A 21,707-nucleotide genomic window follows, 5' to 3' on the forward strand; every position below is an offset into this window, starting at 1 on the left:
AAGATGCTTCGCTGCGCTCTGCATGACGTTCTTTTACCCCGACAAACCATGATTCACCTGTTCACCGACGGCTCGGCGCGCGGCAACCCCGGCCCGGGCGGCTACGGCGCTATTCTGCGCTACGGCCCCCACGAGAAGGAGCTCACCCAGGGCTTCCGCCGCACCACCAACAACCGCATGGAACTGCTGGCCGTGATAGTCGGCCTCGAAGCCGTGACGCGCCCCGAACTGCCCATTCGCGTGGTGTCCGATTCCAAGTACGTGGTCGATGCCGTGGAAAAGAAGTGGGTTTTTGGATGGGCCGCCAAGTCCGATTTCGGCAAAAAAGCCAACGAAGACCTGTGGCGGCGCTTCCTGCGCATCTACAAGCAGCGCAAAGTCAGCTTCCACTGGATAAAAGGCCACGCCGGCCACGCCGAAAACGAGCGTTGCGACGTGCTGGCCGTGCAAAGCGCGCTGGGCAAAGGGTTGTTGGTGGATGAGGGGTACGAAACCATCGAAGCCAGTAAGTCGCTGCTGTAGCCGTTTCATGCCCAACGACTATTTCCAGTTTCAGCAGTTCCGCATCGGGCAAGGCGCCTGCGCCATGAAGGTGAGCACCGATGCCTGCCTGCTCGGTGCGGCGGCCGACCTCGCGGGGGCCACGCGCCTGCTCGACATCGGCACTGGCACCGGCCTGCTGGCGCTCATGGCCGCCCAGCGCCACGCCACCGTCGCAATCGAAGCGGTGGAGATTGACGCGGCGGCCGCAGCCCAGGCGGCGGCCAACAGTGCGGCCAGTCCGTGGGCCAGTCGCATTGAAGTTCGGGCGCTGAGTTTGGCGGATTACGCCGCCACGCAGCCCGCGCCATTCAGCCACATCATCTGCAACCCGCCCTTCTTCCGGCAGTCGCTGCGCTCGCCCGATGCGGCCCGTACCACCGCCCGCCACGAAGATGCCGAGTCGCTTTCCTTCGCAGCACTAGCGGCTTTCGCAGCGGAGTTTCTCTTGCCCACAGGCCTGCTCACCGTGCTGCTACCGCCACCTGAGATGCGGGCATTTGAGCAAGTGGCTGCAATGACTGGCCTGCACGCGGCCGCGCGGTTGGTGGTGCGGCACCGGCCGGGCAGCAAGCCGTTGCGGCACATCACCGGGTTTCGGCGGGTGGCTGTGAAAGTGCAGGAAACGGAACTGATTATCCGCACAGCGGAAAATGACGCGGAATATTCGGCACAGTTTCGGGCGCTGCTGGCGGGGTTTTATCTGGCGCTGTAGCGCGGGCTCTGCGAATCCGCGCTACTTTATGCGCTACACCAGCCCGGCCAGAAGGCCAAGCTTCTCACGGTGCAGAGTATCCAGCAAGTCATGCTCCAGCGTACCAAACTCGGTCGCCGCATAGTGCCGCTGCACGCGCCCACCCACCAGCACCGAGATTTCGTCGCAGGTTTCGGTGAGCGCGCCCAGGATGTGCGAGGTGAGCAGAATGCCCGTGCCCCGGTCGCGCAGGCGCTTCAGAATTTCCTTCAGCAGCAGATTGGCTTCCAGGTCGAGGCCATTGAAGGGCTCATCGAGAATAAGGTAGCCGAAGGGCTGCACCAGCAGCGCGAGCAGGGCCAGCTTCTTGCGCATGCCGGCCGAGTATTCGTCGGCATACTGGTCGAGGGGCAGCTCCAGCAACTGATTCCAGCCCGTAAAGTCAAGCACCGGCCGGCCCCGGGCCTGCAGGCAGAATTCCAGGTACTCGCGCCCGGTTAGGCGCGGGTAGAAGTACGGCTCGTAGGGCAGCAGGCCCGTCTGCTCCCGCACGGGCGTGCCCGCCGTGTCGCGGATGGTACCGGCAAAGTCGCTTTCCAGCCCATACAGGCAGTTGATGAGCGTGGTTTTGCCCGCGCCGTTGGCCCCCACCAGCCCGTGAATGGTGCCGGGAAGTAGGTTCAGGCTCACCTCGTGCAACACGACGTGCGAACCGTAAGCCTTGCGCAAATTCAAAATTTCCAGCATACCGTTCAATCAGATTCTGCCCTTATGCCAGGCCAATGGCCAACTCTTAACTCCTAACTTTCAACGCTTAACTCAGCCTGCCCCAGCACGGCCCGCAGCCGCCGCTGGCTCTGCCAGATGAGCCCGCCCACCGCCACCAGCAGCAGCACCGGATATATGGGATGGGCCACGAGGAGCAGTGCCACGCCCACCACCAGCGCCTGCGTGGTGCGAATGTGCACAGCATTGGGATAGAACGCATATTTGGTGAGAATCAGCAACGCCACCAGGCCCAGCCAGAACACGGCCACGGCCACTGTGCCGGCCACGCCCGCCGGCCCCACCGCCAGCAGCCAGAAAAACGGCGCGGCCGTGAGCGCCGCGTAGCCCATGCCCAGCCCCAGCCGCCGCCGCAGAAACTGCCGGGGCGTGCGCGCCGCCAGCACCAGCATGCTGATGGGCTCGGGCGTGCCGTAGCAGGCCAGCAGCACCAGCAGCCACACCAGCAGCGCCGCCCCTGGCCCCAGCGGCGCAGCGTGCTGCCACAGCGCGCCGGCCAGCAACACCGGCCAGGCCCAAAGCCCGCCGGCCCGCAGCCCACTCACCCACTCAAATGCCTCGCTGCGAAACTGGCTGCGGGTGCGGTGCCGGGTGCGCTGGTTATCCCGCGCCGCCGGCAGCAGCGCCGCCCAAGGCGCAAGGGCCACCGTCAGCAAAGCCGCGCCCCAGTCGTGAAACCCAGCTAATGCGACCGCCACCGGCAGCGCCACCAGTCCGTATTCCACGGCCAGCCAGCGGCGAAAATGCGGCGCGCTGGTGGCCAGAAACCGTAAGTCGGCCCGCTGGCGGTGCATGGCGGCTACTTGCCCGGCTACCAGCAGCGGCACCGCCCATTGGGCTACCGGGTGCCGGGCGGCCAGCACCAGCGCCCGTCCCAACGCTGCTACTACCACCGGCAGCAGCAGCGCCAACCGCAACACCCCGATTTCGCGCAGCAGCCGAAACAGCAGTTTGCCGCGCAGCGATAAATAAGCCCGAAGTGCCCTCATGCCGCGCTCCAACGCCTTTCAGCGGCCGCGTATTGCCCGGCCATTTCGGCTATGCCTCTTCCTCGTGGAAGCGAATGCCATAATCGGCCGCCAGCTCCTCCAGAATGGGCTCGTACAAGTCGGCCTGCACCGGAATCAGCACGCCGCGCTGGGGCACTTCGCCGCGCAGCAGGCGGCGCACAGCCATGCCCAGCGGCAGGCCCACGGTTTTGGCCATACCGGTGTGGGTGGCGTCGTCGCCCTCCACGGCCAGCGACGATGTGAGGCGGTGCGTGATTCCATCCAGCTCAAACTCGAAGAGGTGCTGCATCACAATCAGGTCGTGGTCGTGGGGTTGCAGTTGCCATTTTTCGGCCAGCAGGCGCTCCAGCAACTGCGCGGGCGTAGCCTGAGCATGGCCCACGGGCCGGTCTGAAAACAGGCCCAGCCAATTCAGGCGGCCCATTTCCTCGCCGGTGGGGTTCAGGCCGAGGTAGGTGGCCGTGCGCTGGGCCAGGTCGAGGTGCGGGATGTGCGAGGCGGGCAGGTAGGCAGCCACCAGCTCGGCCCAAGTCAGGGTTTCGGGGTTGTCGAGGTTCACCGAATCGTCGGTGAGGCCCAGGCGCACCAGCGCGTGCCAGGCAGCGCAGTAGCCCGGCCGCCGCAGCGTGCCGCGCAGAATGGTTGGAATCTCCTCCAAGCCGTACGGGGCGCGGTAGCTCAGCGAGTCGCGGTTGGCGTAGCCTTCAAAGTCGCCATACTCGGGCACTGTCAGCGTTTCGGTGCGGGCAAATAATTGCTGGTATGGGATGAAACGTGGCAGTCCGTTTTCCAGAAATTTAGCCGTGCTTTGGCCCGCCAGTACCACGTTGCGCGGGTTCCAGGTGAACTTATATTTCCACGGATTGTCGCCCTCCGCCGCCGGGGCCAGCAGCCCGCCGCAGTAGCTTTTGAAACTGGTAACAACCCCGCCCCGCGCCCGGATGTGCGCAATGGCCCGCATAGCCGACATATGGTCCAGCCCCGGGTCGAGCCCACATTCCATCAGCAGCGTCACGCCGGCGGCCTGCGCTTCCTCGTGTAGCGCCCGAATCTCGGGGCTCACGTAGCTGGCCGTGGCCAGGTGGCGGCCCTGGCGCACGCAGGCCCGCGCCACCACCGGGTGCAGGGCAGCGGGCAGCATCGAAATCACGGCATCGGCTTGGCTCACCAGCTCTTCCAGCTGGGCCTCGTTGGCCAGGTCGAAGGGCACGGCGCGGGCGTATTGCGAGTGCGCGGCCAGCACCGGCGCGAGGTGGGCCGGGTTCACGTCGGCCACGGTCAGAAACCAGTTTTCGGTGGGCGCGTGGCGCAGCAGGTATTGAATGAGGGACGAGGCCGAGCGGCCGGCCCCGAGAAGCAACAGGCGGGAAGTCATGCGGCAAAAGTAGAACGCTGCGCTTAATGAGGGATTGAGAATGAGGATTTACAATTGATGCAACTACCTATTACCTAAAAATTAGTAATTTTTAATTCTCGATTGGCCGCAGCGTATTACCTTCGCCGCCCCCTAATCCCATCCGCATGGCTCGCAATTCCCGCCAGCATCTTATTGACTTCGAAGAGCTGGACGCCGTTACCGACCTCACCCCGGCCGAACAAACCACCTGGCAGGCCGCCCGCGACGCCACCAACCACGCCTACGCGCCCTATTCGGGCTTTCACGTGGGCGCGGCCCTGCTGCTGGCCGATGGCACCGTGTTCAAGGGCACCAACCAGGAAAACGCGGCTTACCCTTCGGGCCTCTGCGCCGAGCGCACGGCGCTGTTCGGCCTCGCGGCGGCTCAGCCCGGCCACGCGCCCATCGTGGGCATGGCCGTGGCCGCCCGCCCCAGCGGCGGCGATTTCGGCCCGGCCCTCCCCTGCGGGGCCTGCCGCCAGGTGATGCTGGAGTACGAGTCGCGCCAGGGCCAGGCCATTCCGCTGCTGTTGCCCGGCCGCGACGGCAACATTCTGCGCTTCAGCAGCCTCAGCGCCATCATGCCTTTCAATTTCTCGCCCGACGACCTGCCCACGGTGTAGGGGCGTTTTCACCAATGGAGCACCACCTCACCGTGGCCCGCACGGCGCGCTACCAGCAATTGGGCGAGCTGTCGGCCCGCACCCGGCGCGTCTGGTTCGTGTGCCACGGCTACGGGCAGCTGGCGGCGTATTTCGTGCGCCACTTTGCATTTTTGGTTGAAAACCGCGACGATACCGTCATCATTGCCCCCGAAGGCCTCTCCCGCTTTTACCTGCAGGGCAACGGCGGCCGCGTGGGCGCCAGTTGGATGACGCGCGACGACCGCCTCGCCGAAATCGACGACCACGTGTGCTTCCTCAACCAGCTGGCGGCGGTAGTGCTAGGGCAATGTCCGGCCGATATCGAAACCACCGTGTTAGGTTTCTCGCAGGGCACAGCTACCGTCAGCCGCTGGCTTACCCGCGCCCATTTCCGGCCCGCGCACCTCATCCTCTGGGCCGGCGGCTTCCCCGAAGATATTGCCGCTGAAACTGCTCAAAAGCTCCTGCAAGGCCTGCCTTTATCAGTGGTGGTTGGCAACAACGATGAATATATTTCCCTGGCGCAGGCCAAACAGCAACACCAGCAGCTACAGCAGCTAGGGGCCGAAGCGCAGTTGCGCACTTTCGTCGGAAAGCACGAATTGAACCGGGCCATGCTGGAAAAGCTAACGCAATAGGACCTAAAAAAAGGAACGTCATGCTGAGCTTATCGAAGCATCTCTACCGGGCAAGTATTCAGTTACTATTGCGGTAAAGATGCTTCGACAAGCTCGGCATGACGTGCTTTACTTCTATCTTACTTCCGGTTGATTGTGGTAGCCGCGCCTTGCGCGCCAGCCAGCACCAGCACTTCGGCAATGGTTACGTGCGGCGGCCGCGTCACCATGAACACAATAACGTCGGCAATATCCTCGGCCTTCAGCGGCTCGAAGCCTTCGTACACCTTCGCCGCCCGCGCCTCGTCGCCCTTGAAGCGCACCTGCGAAAACTCGGTTTCTACCGCGCCCGGGTTCACTTCGGCCACGCGCACGCCGGTGGGCAGCAGGTCGAGGCGCATGGTTTTGGTCAGCATCTGCACGGCAGCTTTGCTGGCGCAATACACGTTGCCATTCGCATAAGCTTCCTGGCCGGCAATCGAACCCACGTTCAGAATAAAGCCGGTTTTTCGAGCCGTCATGCCCGGCAGCAGCGCATGCGTCACGTTCAGGAGGCCACGCACGTTGGCGTCCAGCATCTGGTCCCAGTCGGCCGGGTCGCCGGCTTGAATGGGGCTTAGGCCGTGCGCGCCGCCGGCATTGTTCACCAGAATATCCGGCGCGCGCAATGCTTCCGGCAGCGAGGCCACGGCCGCATCCACGGCTGCCCGGTCGCGCACATCAAACGCCAGCACGTGCACTGGCACCGGGGCCAGCTCGGCGGCCAACTCATCGAGCCGCTCGCGCCGCCGCCCGGTCACCACCAGCTCATAGCCCGCCTTAGCCAATGCCACGGCCGTAGCCCGGCCAATGCCCGACGAGGCGCCGGTTACAAAAGCAGTTTTCATGATTAGTTGTCAGTTTTTAGTTGCCCGTCGTTAGGCTGGTTCAGCAGCAGTTTGGCTAACAACTGACAACGAGCAACGGACAACTAACCTTAGTTTTGGATATTAATATACAACGTCACCGCATTGGTGCTCATGTACTGCAGGCTGCGGCTGAACACGTCGTTGCGCGGCACCAGCAGGTTTTTCAGGCCGTGCGAAAACCGAATTTCGGGTGCCAGCTTAAACAACGGGTAGAACAACTCCAGGCCCACGCCATACTCCAGCGTCAGGTCGCTGCCTTCGGCACGCAGCACGTTGTGCAGCGGGTCGTTGCGGCGGTTGCTGGCCGTCAGGGTCGGGTTCAGGCCCGCAATCATGTACATGCGCGAGTTGCGCCGACGGTTCGACTGATACTTCAGCAACACCGGAAACTGCACGATGGTCGACGTGATATTCTGCGTCACAATCGAGTCAGGTTTCGGATAGCCGTCAGGCCGAAACTCAATACTGCGCGTCTGAAAATTCACGCCCGGCGCAAACCGCAGAATAAACGGCGACTCGGGCCCGCCCAACCGCGCGTCGGCAATAAAGCCCACGCCAAGGCTCGGGCTGATGATGGAGTTGGCCGTCACCCATTTATTGGCCACGTAATAATCCGACTGTTCGATGTTGAATTTCGAGCCCGAAAAGCTGAGGTACATGCCCGGGTGAAACCAGCGCTCGTCGTAGGCCGGCAGGTTTTGCACCGTCACCGATTTCACCACGCCTTTGGAACTGCGGCTCACGCGCGAGCGCGCCTTGCGCTGGGCCTGTGCCGCCGAAGGCAGCAAGGCCAGCAAGCCCGCCACCAAGGCCAGCCGAATTAGTTGTGCGCCGTGTAGATGGAGCTGATGCCGAAAGTGAGGGGTTGCCATGCAGGTTCTTTGAAGCCGACTTTGGCGAGAATCGCCAAAAACTCGGGGCCATCCGGGAAAGCCTGCACCGATTCGGGCAGGTACGTGTATGCTGACTGGTCCTTGGAAATCATCTTGCCAAAAACCGGCAGCACCCGGCTGAAATAAAAATTATACGCTTGTTTAAGCGGAAAAGCCGTGGGTTTGCTGAACTCCAGCACCACCAGTTTGCCGCCTGGCCGCAGCACGCGGCGCATCTCGGCCAGCCCTTTCTCGAGGTGTGCAAAGTTGCGCACCCCAAACGAGGCCGTCACGGCATCAAACTCGCCATCGGCAAACGGCAGGTTTTCCGAGTCGCCCAGCTCCAGCTGAATACGGTGGCCGAGGCCTTTGGCGGCCAGCTTGCGGCGGCCCACCTCCAGCATGCCTTCCGAAATATCTACGCCCGTCACCTGCGCATTGGGGGCGGCAGCCCGTAGCGTTTCGATGGCGAAATCGGCGGTGCCGGTGGCAATGTCTAGAATGCGGGCCGGGCGCAGGGCCTTGAGCTCGTCCACGGCCTTGCGGCGCCAGTAAATGTCGGTGCCGACGCTCAGGAAATGATTGAGGAAATCGTACTTGCCCGCGATGGAGTTAAACATCTGGGCAACCTGCGATTTCTTATCGGCGGAATTGTCTTTGTAGGGTACGACGGCCATGTGGGGCGCAAAGAACGGAAGTGAAGCGGAAAAATTGTCTCTCTCCAACGCCCAAACCCAATGGTTTGTTAGGCCCCGGCGGCAAATGCCACAGCCTGAGCGCCAAGGCCACAAAAAAAGCGGGCCAGGCATGGTGCCCGGCCCGCTTCTCCGTGTATGGAGAGTCAAAAACCGAATTAGTTTTTGGCCTTCACTTTGGTTTTTTCGCCATTGGCGTCCTTGGCTTTGCCATCGATTTCGCCGTTAGCCGATTTCGTTTTGGTTTCGCTGCCGTCGGCACCTTTGGTTTTCACCTTCACTTTGTCCGAATTCTCGTCCACTTTGGTTTTCACCTTGGTGCCATCGGCCATTTTCACCTTGCTCTTGCCGGGAACCAGCGGAGCAGCAGTAGTCGTAGTCGTGGTGGTCGAGGTACCCATCGTGCTGGTGCCGGTGGCGCCAGTACCCATCGTGCCGGTGCCCATCGAGCCTTCGGTCCGTACGGCCTTGAACTCGTCGCGACGGTTCAGCTGCATGTTCTCAGGCGAATCGTTCGGCGCGGCCGGACGACGCTCGCCGTAGCTCACCGTGGTCAGGCGCGAGTCGGCAATGCCCTGCTTCACGAGGTAGTTCTTGGCAGCATCGGCGCGGTTCTGGCCGAGCACCATGTTGTACTCGTCGGTGTTGCGCGAGTCGCAGTGGCCTTCAATCGAGATGTTCATCCCGGTGTTAGCCATCAGCGCCTGGCTGATGTTGTTCAGCTCGGTAATCGACTCCGGACGCAGCTTATACTTGTCGGTATCGAAGTAGATGTTCTTGAACGTGCCACCGCCAGCGTAAGCAGTATCGATGTAATCGATGTAGAAGTTCTTGGTGATGGTGGTCGAATCGTTGGTCGACACCGGCACCGGGAACTCCTGCGTTTCGATGTTTTTGCCATCCTTGCTCACCGCTACCTGGTAGGTACGGCCCGAAAGCACGGCCACCTGGTAAGCGCCATCGGGCTTGGTTACGTCGCGGAAGCTCAGGGCCGTTTTGTCGGCCTGCTGCCCGCTGAACACCAGCTCCACACCCGGGATTACCGTGGTGCTATCGCGCTTCGAGAACACCTTGCCAACGATGTTGGCGTTTTTGATGTAGTTGATGGTGTAAATGTCCTTCTCACCGTAGCCACCAATGCGGTACGAGCTCAGGTAAGCATACGAGCCATCCGGGCTTAGGCGGTAGTAGGAGTCATCATCCGGCGTGTTCACCGGGTAGCCCATGTTCTGAGCCGGGCCCCACTTGCGGCCAGCTTCGTCGTACTCCGACTTGAAGATGTCGTAGCCGCCCATGGTGTTGTGGCCGCGCGACGAGAAATACAGCGTCTTGCCGTCCTTGCTCAGGTAGGGGCTGTCGTCGTCGTATTTAGTGTTGATGTTGGCGCCCAGCGAGCGGGGCGTGCCCCAATCCGAACCAATAGCCGAACGCGTGGCCGTGTACAGGTCCAGCGTGCCGTCTTCCGAGAACTTACCGGTCGAGAAGTAGATGGTCAGGCCGTCCGGCGTGATGAAGGCATCCGATTCGAAGGCTTTCGAGTTGATGTTGCCGTCCAGGGGCTTGGGAGCCGTCCAGTCGCCGCCCGACTTATCGGTCACGAAAATGTCGCCGTTGTTGTCGTTGCGATACATCAGCATCTTCGTATCGTTGTCGAAGAGCTGAATCGAAGCATCGTGGCCTTTGCCGTTCAGCACGCCGCTCAGCGAGCGGGGCTTCTGCCAGTTCTCGTCGTCGACGCGGGTGGCTTCGAAAACGTCTTCGTAATACTCGCCGTCGGCGGCTACGCTTTTGTTCTTTTTGTCGCTCACGCTGCCGCTGGCACCGGTCACGTTCTCACCGCGCGAGGTGAAAATCAGAATTTTGTCATCCGACGAAATAACCGGGCTGTGCTCCGAGTACTGCGTGTTGATGGTCGGGCCCAGGTTCTTCACGAAGATGTCCTTCGGCGAGTTGAACTGCACCTTGGCGTTTTTGCTATGAGCAATAAGCTGGGCGAGTTCGTCCTTGCGCTGGTCGTTTTTCTTCAGCGTGGCGTTGTAGGCCTGGTAGTGGGCAATGGCCTCGTCGAAGTTGTAGTTCAGGTGGTCGACCCGGCCCAGCCAGTAGTCCACGTCCTTCGAAACCTTCGGCTTCAGCTTCTGCGCTTTGTAGATGTAGTCGCTGGCCTTCTCCTTGTCGAACGACATGTAGGAAATACCTGCGTTGAACAGCGCTTTGGCGTTGTTCGGGTCTTTGGCCAATACCTTCTCGTAGTAAGGAATGGCAGCGCGGTAGTTTTCCTGCTCGAAGAACTTGTTGCCGGTCTTGAGGTCTTTGCGCGTGCTTTGCGCTTGAGCCGGAGCAGCCACGGAGGCGGTGAGGGCAACGGCGCACGACGCTTGCAGTAACCTTCTGGATAAGTTGTCCATTGGAGGAGAGGTTTGAGAAAAAAAGATTTCTGAAGGGGTTATAGAAGAAAATGCGGCCCAAACGGACTACCGCCGCCGCCGCGGTCATTTTTGGGCTTATACTGAAAAAGCGCCGCAGGGTTAGGGCTTAATGCCGAATTGCGCCGAAGGTAACCGTCTATTTGCCGCCGATGCCAACAAAAGTGCAGCAGTGCCCGGCGGGCAAAGATAGGCTGATTGTGTACGAAACCGGCAAAAAGAGGGTTTGGGAGCCATTCTGGGGGCAAGCTGGTGCGGTGCCCGACACCGGTTGCAGAAACCGGGGGACCGCGCAAATATAGAAGCCTCAACGAAATAGCAACTGAACGGTGTTTTTTTTAACTCCGGGGCGGGCGGCGGGTTAGGGTGTAATTTTGCGGCCCCTTATTTTTTCATTTCTGGTGCCCGTTACCCATGATTATCCGCGATGCCCGCTTTCTGACCAGTAATTCCCGCGCCGACCTCTGCCCTGCCCCCACGCTGCCGGAATACGCGTTTATTGGCCGTTCCAACGTGGGCAAGTCCTCGCTCATTAACATGCTCACGGGCCGCAATGGCTTGGCTAAAACGTCGGCCTCGCCGGGAAAAACGCAGTTAATTAACCATTTCATCATCAACGACGACTGGTTTCTGGTCGATTTGCCGGGTTACGGCTATGCCAAAGTCAGCAAAGTATCGCGCGCCGAGTGGGCCAAGATGATTAATTACTACCTGCGCAACCGCCCCAACCTGATGTGCGTGTGCGTGCTCATCGACTCGCGCCACGCCCCGCAGGCGGTTGATTTGGAATTCATGGAAAAGCTCGGCGAAGAAGGCATTCCGTTCGTGATGATTTTCACGAAAACCGACAAGCAGTCGACGGCCCAGACCAAAGCCCTGATTACCGAATACCTGCGCAAGATGAGCGAAATATGGGACGAACTGCCGCGCTATTTCCTCACCTCGGCCGAAACGGCGCGGGGCCGCGAAGAGGTGCTGGAGTTTATTGCCGAAATAAACCAGCAATGGCAGGCCGATGCCGCCGCCGGGGCGTAAATTGGCCCCGTAATTGCCTTTGGCGCGCCACCTGCCCGCAGGGTTGCTTTGCGTCTTATTTCCTGTTTCACTCCCCTATTTATGAAATTCGCTAAACACGTTTCCGCGATTGCGCCGCTGGCCCTGGGCCTGCTGCTGGCCGCCGCCGCTCCGGCGCTGGCCCAAACCCCTAAAACGCCCGCTCCACAGCCCGACCAAGGTGCAGGCAGCGTCGGTGCCGGCAAGACGATTCCGGTGGCCGAGTACTACGAAGGCGGCCAGACGGCCATGTATGACTTCATCGCCAAAGAGATGGTGTACCCGGTGATGGCCCGGCGCAACCGCATTCAGGGCCAGTGCATTATCAGCTTCCAGCTGAATGCCGACGGCACGATGCAGGACATGCGCATTGTGAAGCAGCTGGGCGGCGGCACCGGCGAAGAAGCCCTGCGCGTGGTGAAGCTACTGAAGTTTAAAAAGCCCGAGCTGCCCATTCGGGCCAGCCTGCCCATCACCTTCAAGCTGACCAAGCCCGGCTCGAACGTTACGGAATAACAAACCTTTGTAATTTTGCCCCGAAGAGTGAGGAATGGAAACTGACGCAGGGCCCCCGGGCAGCGGTTGTTTTTTATTCCTCACTCCTCTTTTTTCCCATCCCTCATTCCCAAAAGAATGCCCTACGAACTGCAAGAGTTGGCCGCCATCAGCGGCATGCCCGGCCTGTACCGCCTGGTGCGCGCCGCGCGCCACGGCGTGCTCGTCGAAAGCCTCGACGAGAAAGCCACCCGCACGCTGGCGCCGGCCCGCAACAAGGTGTCGCTGCTGTCGGAAATTTCGATTTACACCCAGGATGCCGACGAAACTGTGCCGCTGACGGAAGTTTTCGAGCGCATTTACCAGAAGCACGGCGCGGCCTCGCCGGTGACAGCGAAGTCGAGCGAGAGCGAGCTGACCGATTTTCTGGCCGGCGTGATTCCGGACTACGACCGCGACCGCGTGTATCTGTCCGATATCAAGAAACTGGCCTCGTGGTACGGCATCGTGAGCAAGCACCGCCCCTACGTGGCCGCGGAAGCCGCTCCCGCCGCTTCGGAAACCGCTGACAATTCGGCGGCTGCCACGGAAACGGAAGCTGCTGAAAAGCCTGCCCCCAAAGCCAAAAAGGCCAAAGCCGCTAAAACCGAAGAGCCCGCCGCCGGCGAGCCCCTGAGCACCGGTGGCGTCATTGGCGCTGCTGATGAAGCTCCGGCTGCCGAAGGCAACCCCGAGGCTGCCGCGCCGGCCAAAAAAAGCCGCAAGAAGGCCGAGTAGTTTCGGGTTTCTTCAAGATGCAAAAAGCCGCTTCGGGGTTCCGAAGCGGCTTTTTTGTGTGGGAATGGCTGAGTAATTCAGAGCGTCATGCTGAGCGCAGTCGAAGCATCTCTACCGCGTAACAAATCCTTTCGATGGAGTTTACTGCTGCGGTAGAGATGCTTCGCTACGCTCTGCATGACGTTCAATGAGTTTCTTAAAACCTACTTGGCTACAGTGGCGGCCTCGGCGGCTTCTACGGCTTCCTGAGCGAGGCAAGCCTCGGCCTGCTCGACCAGTTCTTTGCTGCCAATGAAGACGGGGCAACGCTCGTGCGGCACTTTGGGCTCGATTTCCATGGTGCGCTGGCGGCCGTTGCTACTTTTGCCACCGGCCTGTTCCACGATGAAAGCCAGCGGGTTGCACTCGTACATGAGGCGTAGTTTACCGTTCTGGTTTTTGGCGGTGGCGGGGTACACGTAGATGCCGCCTTTGAGCAGGTTGCGGTGGAAATCGGCCACCAGCGAGCCAATGTAGCGGGCCGAGAAGTTCTGGTCCTTGCACTGCTGCACAAAGGCGGCCACGCCGGGCGAGAACGAGTCGGAGCTCCCCTCGTTGATGGAGTAGATAGCGCCGGTTTTGGGCGTTTGAATGTCGGGGTGCGAGAGGAAAAATTCGCCCAGCGAATGCTCGTAGGTGAAGCCGTTCACGCCGTTGCCGGTCGTATACACCATCATAGTGCTGGAACCGTAGATGACGTAGCCGGCCGCCACCTGGTGGGTGCCGGGCTGCAGGCAGTCGGCAGCGGTGCCCTCGCGGCCGGTGGGCGACACGCGGCGGTAGATACTGAAAATGGTGCCGATGCTGACGTTGACGTCGATGTTCGACGAACCGTCGAGCGGGTCGATGGCGACCACGTATTTGCCTTGGTTGTTGCCGGTCTGAATCATCTCGTCGTCTTCTTCGGAGATGATGGTGCAGACTTCGCCGCCGTTGCGCAGGGCGCGGATGAAGCGGATGTTGGCGATGACGTCGAGCTTTTGTTGGTCTTCGCCCTGCACGTTCTGGCTGCCGTAGGCGCCGGCAATATCGATAAGGCCGGAACGGTTGATTTCGCGGTTGACAATCTTGGCGGCCAGAGCGATATCGCGCAGCAATTGCGAGAGTTCCCCAGTGGCGTAGGGGAAATCTTCCTGCTTGCGCATGATGAAACGGTCGAGGGTAGTGCCGACGGGCAGGGCCAGTTTATTGTGGTCCATATGGGGAGGTGCTAGCGAAATGGCGGGTTGGGAACGCAGCACAAAGCTACTCGCCACGGGCCGTAAAGTTACCGCCGGGCGCGCGCAATCGGTTGCAGCTAGGCCTCCATATTGGCCCATACTGCAAAGTTTGCCCCAGGGTTTAGGCGATACTTGCGGGCGCTCCTACCTTTGCCGGCCATGGAAAAAGTGCAGGTGTACAAATTCGGCGGGGCATCGGTGAAGGATGCGGCGGCCATTCTCAACCTCTGCCGCATCGTGCGGGACTTTGGTCCGCAGGGGCCGCTGGTGATTGTGGTGTCGGCGATGGGCAAGACCACAAACGCGCTGGAGGAGATATTTAATCTGGCTTGGTCAGACCAGGACAATGAAGGTCAGAAGCAAGCGCTTTTTCAATATCACGCAACTACTGGGGAACTGCTCAATCAAGAAGCATCCAATGCCATTCCAACTGCGCTTTCCGCGGCAAGTGTGATAGAAAACCATTCCTATCAGCTTAATCGCGCTACCGCCGATTTAGCTGATGCCAATAATACGGACTATGACCAAGCATACGACCAGGTAGTAAGTCTCGGTGAGCGTCTATCTGCCCAATTAGTCAGCGGTGTTTTAAGTGGGTATTGGGGAAGCGACGCTGTTGCTTACTTGCCAGCCACCGAATGGTTGAGAACCGATGAAAATTGGCGCGAAGGCCGCGTAGATTGGTCTACAACCACACAACTTGTGCAAAAAGCCGTTGGCAAAGCCGTAGCTATCGGCGCCAAAATCATTGTAACCGAAGGCTTTATTGGCAGCACTACCGACGGCCGCACCACCACCCTGGGCCGCGAGGGTTCCGACTACACGGCCGCCATCCTGGCCTACTGCCTGCGGGCCGAGGCGGTAACCATCTGGAAGGACGTGGCGGGCCTGCTCAACGCCGACCCCAAGATATTTCCGGACACGGTGCGCTACCCCGAAATCAGCTACCGCGAAACCATCGAGATGGCCTACTACGGTGCGTCGGTCATCCACCCCAAAACGCTAAAACCACTAGCCGACCGCAACATTCCGCTGCGCGTAAAGTCGTTTCTGGACCCGGCGGCCGAGGGTACCATTATCCACGACTGTCAGCACCCGGCGCTGGCCCCGGCCTTCATCCGCAAAACGGACCAGTGCCTGCTCTCCTTCGCCAGCAAGGACTTTTCGTTTATCTCGGAGGAAAACCTGGCGGTGATTTTTGCGGCGTTGGCCCAGGCCAAGCTCAAGATTAACGTGATGCAGAATTCGGCCATCAGTTTCTCGGTGTGCGTCGATTTTTCGGAGCGGCGCGTGCACCAATTGCTCGATTTGCTGCGCGAGCAGTTTCTACTGCACTACAACACCGGGCTGATGCTCTTTACCATCAGAAACTACGATGCGGCCAGCATTGCGCAGCTCACCAAGGGCAAGCGGCTGCTGCTGGAGCAGCGCACGCGGGGCACGTTTCAGTTCGTGTGCGCGGCGTAGCTGAATAAATCCAGAACGGTCATGCAGAGCGCAGCGAAGCATCTTTACCGCGCAACGCAATTCAATTGTTTGATTTACTACTGCAGTAAAGATGCTTCGCTGCGCTCTGCATGACGCGCTTTTAACCATTAAAAATCCCACCACCTCTTCCCCATGGAATTCATTCTCGTTACGCCCCAGTCGCGCCCCGGCGTGGCCCTTATTCAGCTCAACCGCCCCAAAGAGCTGAATGCTTTGAACCTGCAACTGATGCTCGAAATCCGCGATGCGCTGAAGGCGCTGGACGAGGACGACGCGGTGCGCGTGGTCATTCTCACCGGCAACGAGCGGGCCTTCGCGGCTGGGGCCGACATCAAGCAGATGGCGGGCAAAACGGCTATTGATATGCTTATCACCGACCAGTTCAGCACCTGGGACCAGATTCGCAAGTTCCGCAAGCCGCTGATTGGGGCGGTGTCAGGATTCGCGCTGGGGGGAGGATGCGAGCTGGCCATGACTTGTGATATGCTGGTAGCTTCGGAAACGGCGCAGTTCGGGCAACCCGAAATCCGCATCGGCACCATGCCGGGCGCGGGCGGCACCCAGCGCCTCACCCGCGCCGTGGGCAAGGCCAAGGCGATGGAAATGGTGCTTACCGGCGAGTTCATCTCGGCCCAGGAGGCGCACCGCGTGGGCCTCGTGAACCGCGTGGTGCCCGTGGGCCAGTATTTAGAAGAGGCTTACCGCCTGGCCGCCACCATCGCCGGCATGAGCCCCGTGGCCGCTCGTCTGGCCAAGGAATCGGTGAATCGGTCGTTTGAGACGCACCTTGATGAAGGGCTGCATTTCGAGCGCAAGAACTTCTACCTCACGTTTGCTTCCGAAGACCAGAAGGAAGGCATGGCGGCGTTTGTGGAGAAGCGCAAGCCGGCATTTAAGGGGCGGTAATCTAAAAAAGTTAAAAGTTGAGAGTTAAAAGTTAAAACCCTTTTGGCTGTCTGCGTTTAACTCTCAACTTTTACCTTTTAATTCTCCAAAATGGCAGTTCTCGTAGGCAAACGGGCTCCCTCCTTCCGCGCCCCAGCGGTGGTCGATGGCAAAATCGAAGAAGAATTCTCGCTCGACCGCTACCTGGGCAAGAAATACGTGCTGTTTTACTTCTACCCAGCCGATTTCAGCCGGGTGTGCCCCACCGAGATTCTGGCGTTTCAGGACCGGCTGGCCGAGTTTGAGGAGCGCAACGTGGCCGTGGTAGGCTGCTCGACCGATTCGCAGCACGCCCACCTGGCCTGGCAGCTGCAGCCACGCGACAAAGGTGGCATCTGCGGCGTGCGCTACCCGCTGGTGGCCGATTCGACCAAAACCATCTCGGCCAATTACGATGTGCTGGGCGGCCACTACGACTACACGCCCGAGGGCGAAATGACCTATGTGGGCTCTCCCGTAGCTTACCGCGGCCTGTTTCTGATTGACCAGGACGGCATCGTGCGCCACCAGTTGGTGAACGACCGGCCGCTGGGCCGCAGCCTCACCGAAGCACTGCGCATGATTGATGCGCTGCAGCACTACGAAACCGAAGGCGAGGTGTGCCCGGTAGACTGGCAGGCCGACAAAAACGTCTGATGCCCATTAAAATCGCATTCTGCGCGCCGATGGCGTAATTTTGGGGCTTGCTTTTCCTCTACGATATCGCCCTGGGCCTATATGGCCTGCTGCTCCGACTGTTAGCGCCGTTTGTGCCGAAAGCGGCCGCCTGGGTGGCGGGCCGGCAGGGCCTGCTGGCCCACATCCGCGACACGATTGGGGCCGATGCCGCGCCCCGCGCGTGGTTTCATTGCGCCTCGTTGGGCGAGTTCGAGCAGGGCCGCCCACTGATTGATGCGTACCGGCAGGCCCACCCCGGTACCAAAGTCGTGCTCACGTTCTTCTCGCCCTCGGGCTACGAGGTGCGTAAGAACTGGCCGGGGGCCGACTACATCTTCTACCTGCCGCTGGACACCCGCGCCAACGCCCGCGCCTTTCTGGACGTGGTGCAGCCCCGGCTGGTGGTGTTTGTGAAGTACGAATTCTGGTACCACTTCCTGAACGAGGCATTTCAGCGGCAGATTCCGGCGGTGGTGGTATCGGCCATTTTTCGGCCCGAGCAAGTATTTTTTAAGCCCTGGGGCGGGTTCTTCCGGAAAATCCTGGGCCGGTTCGCGCACATTTTTACGCAGAACGAGGCATCAGCCAAGCTTCTACGAAGCGTGGGAATTAAGAAGGTGAGCGTGGCCGGCGACACCCGTTTTGATACCGTGGTGGCTACCGCGCTGGCCCCGGCCCGCTCGTTGCCGCTGGTAGATGCCTTCGTGTCCGACGGCGCGCCGGTATTGGTAGTAGGCAGCAGCTGGAACGAGGACCTGCCGGTTTTGCGCCCGCTGCTGGAGCGCTATGGTCGCGAGCTGCGTGTGCTCATCGCCCCGCACGAAGTAACCGAAGCTAACCTGCGGCAGGTGGAAGCGCTGTTACCCGGCCCGGTGCAGCGCTACTCGCTCGCGGAGGAAACTACCGTGGCCGAGGCGCGCGTACTACTGTTCGATAATGTGGGATTGCTAAGCCAGCTCTACCGCTTTGGCGAGTACGCCTACGTGGGCGGCGCATTTGGCAAGGGCCTGCACAACACGCTGGAGGCCGCGGCTTTTGGCCTGCCGCTGTTTTTCGGGCCAACTTATGGCAAGTTTCAGGAAGCCGTGGAATTAGTAGAAATGAAGGGCGCGTTCCCGGTGCACAACGGGGCCGAGCTGGAAGCCGCTTTCACCTACCTCTGGAACAACGACGATGCCCGCCTGCGCCTGCAGGACACGATTTTGGACTACGTGCACGACCAGGCCGGGGCCACGCGCACCATCATGGCCGCCCTGCGCCACCTCACCCCCGCCGTCCGATGAAAACCTCCGCTGATTCCTACCTTCCCGATGGCCCGACCGGCCTGCTGCACGGCATCGTGGTCAAATCCACGGGCTCGTGGTACGTGGTGCGCGGCCTCGAAACCGGCGAGCTGTACCGCTGCCGGCTACGCGGCAAATTCAAGATAAAGGGCCTGAAAGCCAGCAACCCACTGGCTGTGGGCGACCACGTCGAGTTCAGCATCGAGGCCCAGACCGAGGGCGCGGGCGTTATCTCGCATATCGCAAAGCGCCGCAACTACATCGTGCGCAAGTCGGTGCACAAAACCGGCCACGTGCACATCGTAGCGGCGAATCTGGACCAGGCGTTGCTGGTCGTCACGCTGGTGTCGCCGGCCACGTCGTTTGGCTTTATCGACCGGTTTCTGGTCACGGCCGAGGCGTATCACATTCCCGTCACGCTGCTCTTCAACAAAACCGATTTGTACGACGCGGAAGGCTTCGAGTACCAGGCCGAAATCGCGGGCATGTACGCCAGCCTGGGTTACCCCAGCCGGACCTGCGCCGCCACCACCGGCGAGGGCGTGGCCGAAATCGACCAGCTGCTCGACGGCAAAGTGAGCCTGCTGGCGGGCCACTCGGGCGTGGGCAAAAGTACCCTCATCAACGCCCTGGTGCCCGACCTCGACCTGAAAACCGCCGAAATCAGCGAATTTTCTGACAAAGGCGTGCACACTACCACCTTCGCCGAGATGCTCGAAGTGCGCCCCGGCACCTTCATCATCGACACGCCCGGCATCAAGGAGCTGGGCCTCGTGGATTTGCCGCCCGCCGAGCTGGCCGGCTACTTCCCCGAGTTCCGCGCCCTGCTGGGCCAGTGCCGCTACCACAACTGCCAGCACACCCACGAGCCCGGCTGCGCCGTGCGCGAAGCCGTGGACCAGGGCCGCATTGCCCTGCCCCGCTACGATAGCTACCTAAGCATGCTGGCCGGCGAGGATAATCGGCACTAAACGTCTGCGGCTCAATAAAGAGTGAGGAGTGAAAAAATGTCGCCGCGACATTTTTTCACTCCTCACTCTTTATTGAGCCGCAGCGTCTTACTTGGCCAGCGGCAGCACCACACCGTCAATCACGTGCGTTACGCCGTTGCTCGAAATCACGTCGGCGATTTGCACGGTGGCAGGAGCATCTTTGCCGTTGCTCACCATCACCTTGCCATCCTTCACCGAGATGTGCAGCTTTTCGCCGTTGACGGTGGTCAGCTCCTGGCCGTCTTTCAGGTCGGCGGCCACGAGGCGGCCGGGGATGACGTGGTAAGTGAGCACGCCTTTCAGGTTCTCTTTGCTGGCGGGGTCCATCAGGCCGGCTACGGCGCCTTTGGGCAGTTTGTCGAAGGCAGCGTTGGTGGGGGCAAATACGGTGAAGGGGCCCGCGCCTTTCAGCGTTTCAACGAGGCCGGCCTGCTTCACGGCGGCCACCAGCGTGCTCACGCTTTTGGCGCCCATGGCATTGTCCACGATGTCTTTGTCGGCCGTCATGGCCACGCCGTCCACCATCACGCCTTCGGGCTTGGCCATGCGGGCCGAGTCGCCAGCCACCGCGGCGATAGAATCGGCGGGGTTGACGGTGCTGGTGGTTTCGGTTTCCGTTTTGGTGGTTTCGGTGTTGCAGCTAGCCAACATCACGGTAGTGGCAAAGGCAGCGAACAGGGGAGCAAAAGATTTTTTCATGAAACAGATAAGGTGAAAGAAACGGGTGTAAGGGGGTTGAAAGAAGAGAAACGAGGCAAGCGAAAAATAGTTAGCGCCGTAAATGCGCTTACAGCTGTGAGCTTACGAAGCCAATAGCTGCTTCAGATGTTTTGCACGGCAGTCAAATTCTTACCTTCGCCCGCCGAAAGCCGTACTGGCATTCGAAAATCTGTTTAACCCGCTAACAATCCGCGATTCATGAAAACTGCCGAAATTCACACCAAAAAAGGTGTTATGAAAGTTGAGTTCTACGAGCAGGACGCTCCGAACACCGTCAAGAACTTCACCGACCTCGCCAAAAAAGGCTACTACGACGGCCTGAAATTCCACCGCGTCATCCCGAATTTCGTGATTCAGGGCGGCTGCCCCAATACCCGCGAAGGCGCCAAGGGCATGCCCGGCACCGGCGGCCCCGGCTACAAAATCGACTGCGAAACCAGCGGCGGCAACCAGTACCACGAGCGTGGCGCGCTGAGCATGGCCCACGCCGGCAAAAACACCGGCGGCTCGCAGTTCTTCATCGTGCACGACCGTCAGAACACCGCTCACCTCGACCGCGTGCATACCGTATTCGGCAAAGTAGTCGAAGGCGTGGACGTTATCGACAAGATTACGCCCAACGACGAAATCGAGAAAATCGTGGTGACGGAGGCGTAAGCGCTTCTCCTGAACGCAGTGAAGGACCTTATCACGTCAGAACAAGCCGTTCTAGCGTGATAAGGTCCTTCACTGCGTTCAGGATGACAGCTGTTATTACTTCCCTTCCGCCGACGGCTTCTCAATTTCCTGCACCAGCTGCCCGTACCAGCCCTCGCCGTACTTGCGAATCAGCGGCTCCTTGAGAAACTGGTAGATGCGCACGCCCAGCGTCGAGCCGAACGAACAGGCCGGGTTGCAGATGCCCCACCGGTCGTAGTTCAGCGCATCAAACCCTTCGTACTTCGTGATGCGAATGGGATACAAGTGGCAGCTGATGGGCTTTTTGAACGTGGTAGCCCCGGCCAGATACGCCTGCTCGATGCCGCATTTCAGGATGCCACGCTCGTCGTAGAGGGCGTAGGCGCACTCTTTATCATCTATGGTCGTAGTGCTATAGTCGCCTTCCCAATCCTTAATATACAGGCCCTGGGCCTCGATAGCGGCCTGCCCGGCCTCGGTGAGGAAGGGCTTAATATTGGCGTATTCCTGCTCCAGAATCTTCAATTCGGGCTCTTCGAGTGGCGCTCCGAGGTCGCCCTCCACGCAGCAGGCGCCCTTGCAGGCCTCGAGGTTGCAAACGAAAAAATGGTCGGCGATGTCGTCGGAAATGACCGTTTCCTGGATAATAATCATTGTGAGTAGGGTGCGGGGCTTGCCCCCGCCCGTCGTTGAACGACTTGTATAGTGGCGCAGACGCCGGGCGGGGGCAAGCCCCGCACCCTACAGCAACCAATGCAAAGATAAGCCCTGC

Annotated in this window: 23 protein-coding genes; 13 read left to right on the top strand and 10 right to left on the bottom strand. The window is 60.4% G+C overall.

What is annotated here, in order from left to right; translation table 11 throughout:
• Nucleotides 1-48 precede the first annotated feature (48 nt).
• Both rnhA and MON38_RS00250 read left to right on the top strand, forming a co-directional pair.
• Nucleotides 49-522: a ribonuclease HI gene (gene rnhA, locus MON38_RS00245; protein WP_241934126.1), complete on the top strand. Its 474-nt coding sequence runs from the start codon at nucleotides 49-51 to the stop codon at nucleotides 520-522.
• A 7-nt stretch (nucleotides 523-529) separates the two neighbouring features.
• A complete protein-coding gene (locus MON38_RS00250) occupies nucleotides 530-1,255 on the top strand; it encodes a tRNA1(Val) (adenine(37)-N6)-methyltransferase (protein ID WP_241934127.1) in 726 nt (241 codons plus the stop codon).
• Between the two features lie 33 nt (nucleotides 1,256-1,288).
• On the opposite strand, the gene MON38_RS00255 is transcribed toward MON38_RS00250, so the two are convergent.
• Genes MON38_RS00255 through MON38_RS00265 form a run of 3 tightly spaced genes read right to left on the bottom strand, consistent with a single transcriptional unit; the run spans nucleotide 1,289 to nucleotide 4,405 of the window.
• Complete coding sequence (locus MON38_RS00255; RefSeq protein ID WP_241934128.1) at nucleotides 1,289-1,981, bottom strand: ATP-binding cassette domain-containing protein; 693 nt, start codon at nucleotides 1,979-1,981, stop codon at nucleotides 1,289-1,291.
• A gap of 53 nt (nucleotides 1,982-2,034) precedes the next feature.
• On the bottom strand, nucleotides 2,035-3,009 hold the full coding sequence (locus MON38_RS00260) for a hypothetical protein (RefSeq protein WP_241934129.1): 975 nt from the start codon (nucleotides 3,007-3,009) through the stop codon (nucleotides 2,035-2,037).
• Between the two features lie 49 nt (nucleotides 3,010-3,058).
• Complete coding sequence (locus MON38_RS00265) at nucleotides 3,059-4,405, bottom strand: saccharopine dehydrogenase family protein (RefSeq protein WP_241934130.1); 1,347 nt, start codon at nucleotides 4,403-4,405, stop codon at nucleotides 3,059-3,061.
• A gap of 146 nt (nucleotides 4,406-4,551) precedes the next feature.
• Between MON38_RS00265 and MON38_RS00270 the strand changes: the two genes are divergently transcribed.
• Together MON38_RS00270 and MON38_RS00275 are read left to right on the top strand one after the other, a co-directional pair.
• Complete coding sequence (locus MON38_RS00270; RefSeq protein WP_241934131.1) at nucleotides 4,552-5,049, top strand: cytidine deaminase; 498 nt, start codon at nucleotides 4,552-4,554, stop codon at nucleotides 5,047-5,049.
• A 14-nt stretch (nucleotides 5,050-5,063) separates the two neighbouring features.
• On the top strand, nucleotides 5,064-5,708 hold the full coding sequence (locus MON38_RS00275; RefSeq protein ID WP_241934132.1) for an alpha/beta hydrolase: 645 nt from the start codon (nucleotides 5,064-5,066) through the stop codon (nucleotides 5,706-5,708).
• 119 nt (nucleotides 5,709-5,827) lie between these two features.
• Here the strand turns inward: MON38_RS00275 and MON38_RS00280 are convergent, their stop codons facing one another.
• The 4 genes from MON38_RS00280 to MON38_RS00295 form a co-directional block, all read right to left on the bottom strand.
• Nucleotides 5,828-6,574 carry an SDR family NAD(P)-dependent oxidoreductase gene (locus MON38_RS00280; protein WP_241934133.1) on the bottom strand — a complete coding sequence of 249 codons (747 nt, stop codon included), beginning with the start codon at nucleotides 6,572-6,574 and terminating at the stop codon, nucleotides 5,828-5,830.
• Nucleotides 6,575-6,663: 89 nt separating this feature from the next.
• Nucleotides 6,664-7,467 (bottom strand): type IX secretion/gliding motility protein PorT/SprT, encoded by an 804-nt coding sequence (gene porT / locus MON38_RS00285; RefSeq protein ID WP_241934134.1) that lies wholly within the window; start codon nucleotides 7,465-7,467, stop codon nucleotides 6,664-6,666.
• Entirely contained in the window at nucleotides 7,416-8,144 is a 729-nt protein-coding gene (ubiE, locus tag MON38_RS00290) for a bifunctional demethylmenaquinone methyltransferase/2-methoxy-6-polyprenyl-1,4-benzoquinol methylase UbiE (RefSeq protein WP_241934135.1), read from the bottom strand. Before ubiE ends, porT begins: the two co-directional genes overlap by 52 nt.
• Before the next feature lie 176 nt (nucleotides 8,145-8,320).
• Complete coding sequence (locus MON38_RS00295) at nucleotides 8,321-10,570, bottom strand: OmpA family protein (protein ID WP_241934136.1); 2,250 nt, start codon at nucleotides 10,568-10,570, stop codon at nucleotides 8,321-8,323.
• Nucleotides 10,571-11,002: 432 nt separating this feature from the next.
• On the opposite strand from MON38_RS00295, the gene yihA reads away from it, so the two are divergent.
• The 3 genes from yihA (at nucleotide 11,003) to MON38_RS00310 (ending at nucleotide 12,913) form a co-directional block, all read left to right on the top strand.
• Complete coding sequence (gene yihA, locus MON38_RS00300) at nucleotides 11,003-11,623, top strand: ribosome biogenesis GTP-binding protein YihA/YsxC (RefSeq protein ID WP_241934137.1); 621 nt, start codon at nucleotides 11,003-11,005, stop codon at nucleotides 11,621-11,623.
• An 81-nt stretch (nucleotides 11,624-11,704) separates the two neighbouring features.
• A complete protein-coding gene (locus tag MON38_RS00305; protein ID WP_241934138.1) occupies nucleotides 11,705-12,157 on the top strand; it encodes an energy transducer TonB in 453 nt (150 codons plus the stop codon).
• 117 nt (nucleotides 12,158-12,274) lie between these two features.
• Nucleotides 12,275-12,913 carry a DUF5606 family protein gene (locus MON38_RS00310; RefSeq protein WP_241934139.1) on the top strand — a complete coding sequence of 213 codons (639 nt, stop codon included), beginning with the start codon at nucleotides 12,275-12,277 and terminating at the stop codon, nucleotides 12,911-12,913.
• Between the two features lie 203 nt (nucleotides 12,914-13,116).
• Here the strand turns inward: MON38_RS00310 and fbp are convergent, their stop codons facing one another.
• Nucleotides 13,117-14,151: a class 1 fructose-bisphosphatase gene (fbp, locus tag MON38_RS00315; RefSeq protein ID WP_241934140.1), complete on the bottom strand. Its 1,035-nt coding sequence runs from the start codon at nucleotides 14,149-14,151 to the stop codon at nucleotides 13,117-13,119.
• A gap of 180 nt (nucleotides 14,152-14,331) precedes the next feature.
• Between fbp and MON38_RS00320 the strand changes: the two genes are divergently transcribed.
• From MON38_RS00320 to rsgA, 5 genes are all read left to right on the top strand, one after another.
• Complete coding sequence (locus MON38_RS00320) at nucleotides 14,332-15,639, top strand: aspartate kinase (RefSeq protein ID WP_241934141.1); 1,308 nt, start codon at nucleotides 14,332-14,334, stop codon at nucleotides 15,637-15,639.
• 153 nt (nucleotides 15,640-15,792) lie between these two features.
• Complete coding sequence (locus MON38_RS00325) at nucleotides 15,793-16,566, top strand: enoyl-CoA hydratase-related protein (protein ID WP_241934142.1); 774 nt, start codon at nucleotides 15,793-15,795, stop codon at nucleotides 16,564-16,566.
• A gap of 90 nt (nucleotides 16,567-16,656) precedes the next feature.
• Nucleotides 16,657-17,241 (top strand): peroxiredoxin, encoded by a 585-nt coding sequence (locus tag MON38_RS00330; RefSeq protein WP_241934143.1) that lies wholly within the window; start codon nucleotides 16,657-16,659, stop codon nucleotides 17,239-17,241.
• Between the two features lie 47 nt (nucleotides 17,242-17,288).
• Nucleotides 17,289-18,545: a 3-deoxy-D-manno-octulosonic acid transferase gene (locus tag MON38_RS00335; protein WP_241934144.1), complete on the top strand. Its 1,257-nt coding sequence runs from the start codon at nucleotides 17,289-17,291 to the stop codon at nucleotides 18,543-18,545.
• The gene (gene rsgA, locus MON38_RS00340) at nucleotides 18,542-19,516 is read left to right on the top strand and encodes a ribosome small subunit-dependent GTPase A (RefSeq protein ID WP_241934145.1); all 975 of its coding nucleotides are present in this window, start codon (nucleotides 18,542-18,544) and stop codon (nucleotides 19,514-19,516) included. The genes MON38_RS00335 and rsgA overlap by 4 nt, the downstream gene beginning before the upstream one ends.
• A gap of 87 nt (nucleotides 19,517-19,603) precedes the next feature.
• Here the strand turns inward: rsgA and MON38_RS00345 are convergent, their stop codons facing one another.
• Entirely contained in the window at nucleotides 19,604-20,236 is a 633-nt protein-coding gene (locus MON38_RS00345; protein ID WP_241934146.1) for a fasciclin domain-containing protein, read from the bottom strand.
• A 219-nt stretch (nucleotides 20,237-20,455) separates the two neighbouring features.
• Here MON38_RS00345 and MON38_RS00350 point away from each other — a divergent pair, with 219 nt between their 5' ends.
• The gene (locus MON38_RS00350; protein WP_241934147.1) at nucleotides 20,456-20,914 is read left to right on the top strand and encodes a peptidylprolyl isomerase; all 459 of its coding nucleotides are present in this window, start codon (nucleotides 20,456-20,458) and stop codon (nucleotides 20,912-20,914) included.
• Between the two features lie 96 nt (nucleotides 20,915-21,010).
• Here MON38_RS00350 and MON38_RS00355 read toward each other — a convergent pair whose 3' ends face one another.
• Nucleotides 21,011-21,589, bottom strand: a complete 579-nt coding sequence (locus tag MON38_RS00355) for a DUF3109 family protein (protein ID WP_241934148.1) — start codon at nucleotides 21,587-21,589, stop codon at nucleotides 21,011-21,013.
• Between the last annotated feature and the right edge of the window lie 118 nt (nucleotides 21,590-21,707).

Source organism: Hymenobacter cyanobacteriorum (assembly GCF_022631375.1).
GTDB lineage: Bacteria > Bacteroidota > Bacteroidia > Cytophagales > Hymenobacteraceae > Hymenobacter > Hymenobacter cyanobacteriorum.

Bases quoted from the DNA above. Each gene is read 5' to 3' on its own strand.
- rnhA (WP_241934126.1), top strand. From the start codon at position 49: ATGATTCACCTGTTCACCGACGGCTCGGCGCGCGGCAACCCCGGCCCG.
- MON38_RS00250 (WP_241934127.1), top strand. From the start codon at position 530: ATGCCCAACGACTATTTCCAGTTTCAGCAGTTCCGCATCGGGCAAGGC.
- MON38_RS00255 (WP_241934128.1), bottom strand. From the start codon at position 1,981: ATGCTGGAAATTTTGAATTTGCGCAAGGCTTACGGTTCGCACGTCGTG.
- MON38_RS00260 (WP_241934129.1), bottom strand. From the start codon at position 3,009: ATGAGGGCACTTCGGGCTTATTTATCGCTGCGCGGCAAACTGCTGTTT.
- MON38_RS00265 (WP_241934130.1), bottom strand. From the start codon at position 4,405: ATGACTTCCCGCCTGTTGCTTCTCGGGGCCGGCCGCTCGGCCTCGTCC.
- MON38_RS00270 (WP_241934131.1), top strand. From the start codon at position 4,552: ATGGCTCGCAATTCCCGCCAGCATCTTATTGACTTCGAAGAGCTGGAC.
- MON38_RS00275 (WP_241934132.1), top strand. From the start codon at position 5,064: ATGGAGCACCACCTCACCGTGGCCCGCACGGCGCGCTACCAGCAATTG.
- MON38_RS00280 (WP_241934133.1), bottom strand. From the start codon at position 6,574: ATGAAAACTGCTTTTGTAACCGGCGCCTCGTCGGGCATTGGCCGGGCT.
- porT (WP_241934134.1), bottom strand. From the start codon at position 7,467: ATGGCAACCCCTCACTTTCGGCATCAGCTCCATCTACACGGCGCACAA.
- ubiE (WP_241934135.1), bottom strand. From the start codon at position 8,144: ATGGCCGTCGTACCCTACAAAGACAATTCCGCCGATAAGAAATCGCAG.
- MON38_RS00295 (WP_241934136.1), bottom strand. From the start codon at position 10,570: ATGGACAACTTATCCAGAAGGTTACTGCAAGCGTCGTGCGCCGTTGCC.
- yihA (WP_241934137.1), top strand. From the start codon at position 11,003: ATGATTATCCGCGATGCCCGCTTTCTGACCAGTAATTCCCGCGCCGAC.
- MON38_RS00305 (WP_241934138.1), top strand. From the start codon at position 11,705: ATGAAATTCGCTAAACACGTTTCCGCGATTGCGCCGCTGGCCCTGGGC.
- MON38_RS00310 (WP_241934139.1), top strand. From the start codon at position 12,275: ATGCCCTACGAACTGCAAGAGTTGGCCGCCATCAGCGGCATGCCCGGC.
- fbp (WP_241934140.1), bottom strand. From the start codon at position 14,151: ATGGACCACAATAAACTGGCCCTGCCCGTCGGCACTACCCTCGACCGT.
- MON38_RS00320 (WP_241934141.1), top strand. From the start codon at position 14,332: ATGGAAAAAGTGCAGGTGTACAAATTCGGCGGGGCATCGGTGAAGGAT.
- MON38_RS00325 (WP_241934142.1), top strand. From the start codon at position 15,793: ATGGAATTCATTCTCGTTACGCCCCAGTCGCGCCCCGGCGTGGCCCTT.
- MON38_RS00330 (WP_241934143.1), top strand. From the start codon at position 16,657: ATGGCAGTTCTCGTAGGCAAACGGGCTCCCTCCTTCCGCGCCCCAGCG.
- rsgA (WP_241934145.1), top strand. From the start codon at position 18,542: ATGAAAACCTCCGCTGATTCCTACCTTCCCGATGGCCCGACCGGCCTG.
- MON38_RS00345 (WP_241934146.1), bottom strand. From the start codon at position 20,236: ATGAAAAAATCTTTTGCTCCCCTGTTCGCTGCCTTTGCCACTACCGTG.
- MON38_RS00350 (WP_241934147.1), top strand. From the start codon at position 20,456: ATGAAAACTGCCGAAATTCACACCAAAAAAGGTGTTATGAAAGTTGAG.
- MON38_RS00355 (WP_241934148.1), bottom strand. From the start codon at position 21,589: ATGATTATTATCCAGGAAACGGTCATTTCCGACGACATCGCCGACCAT.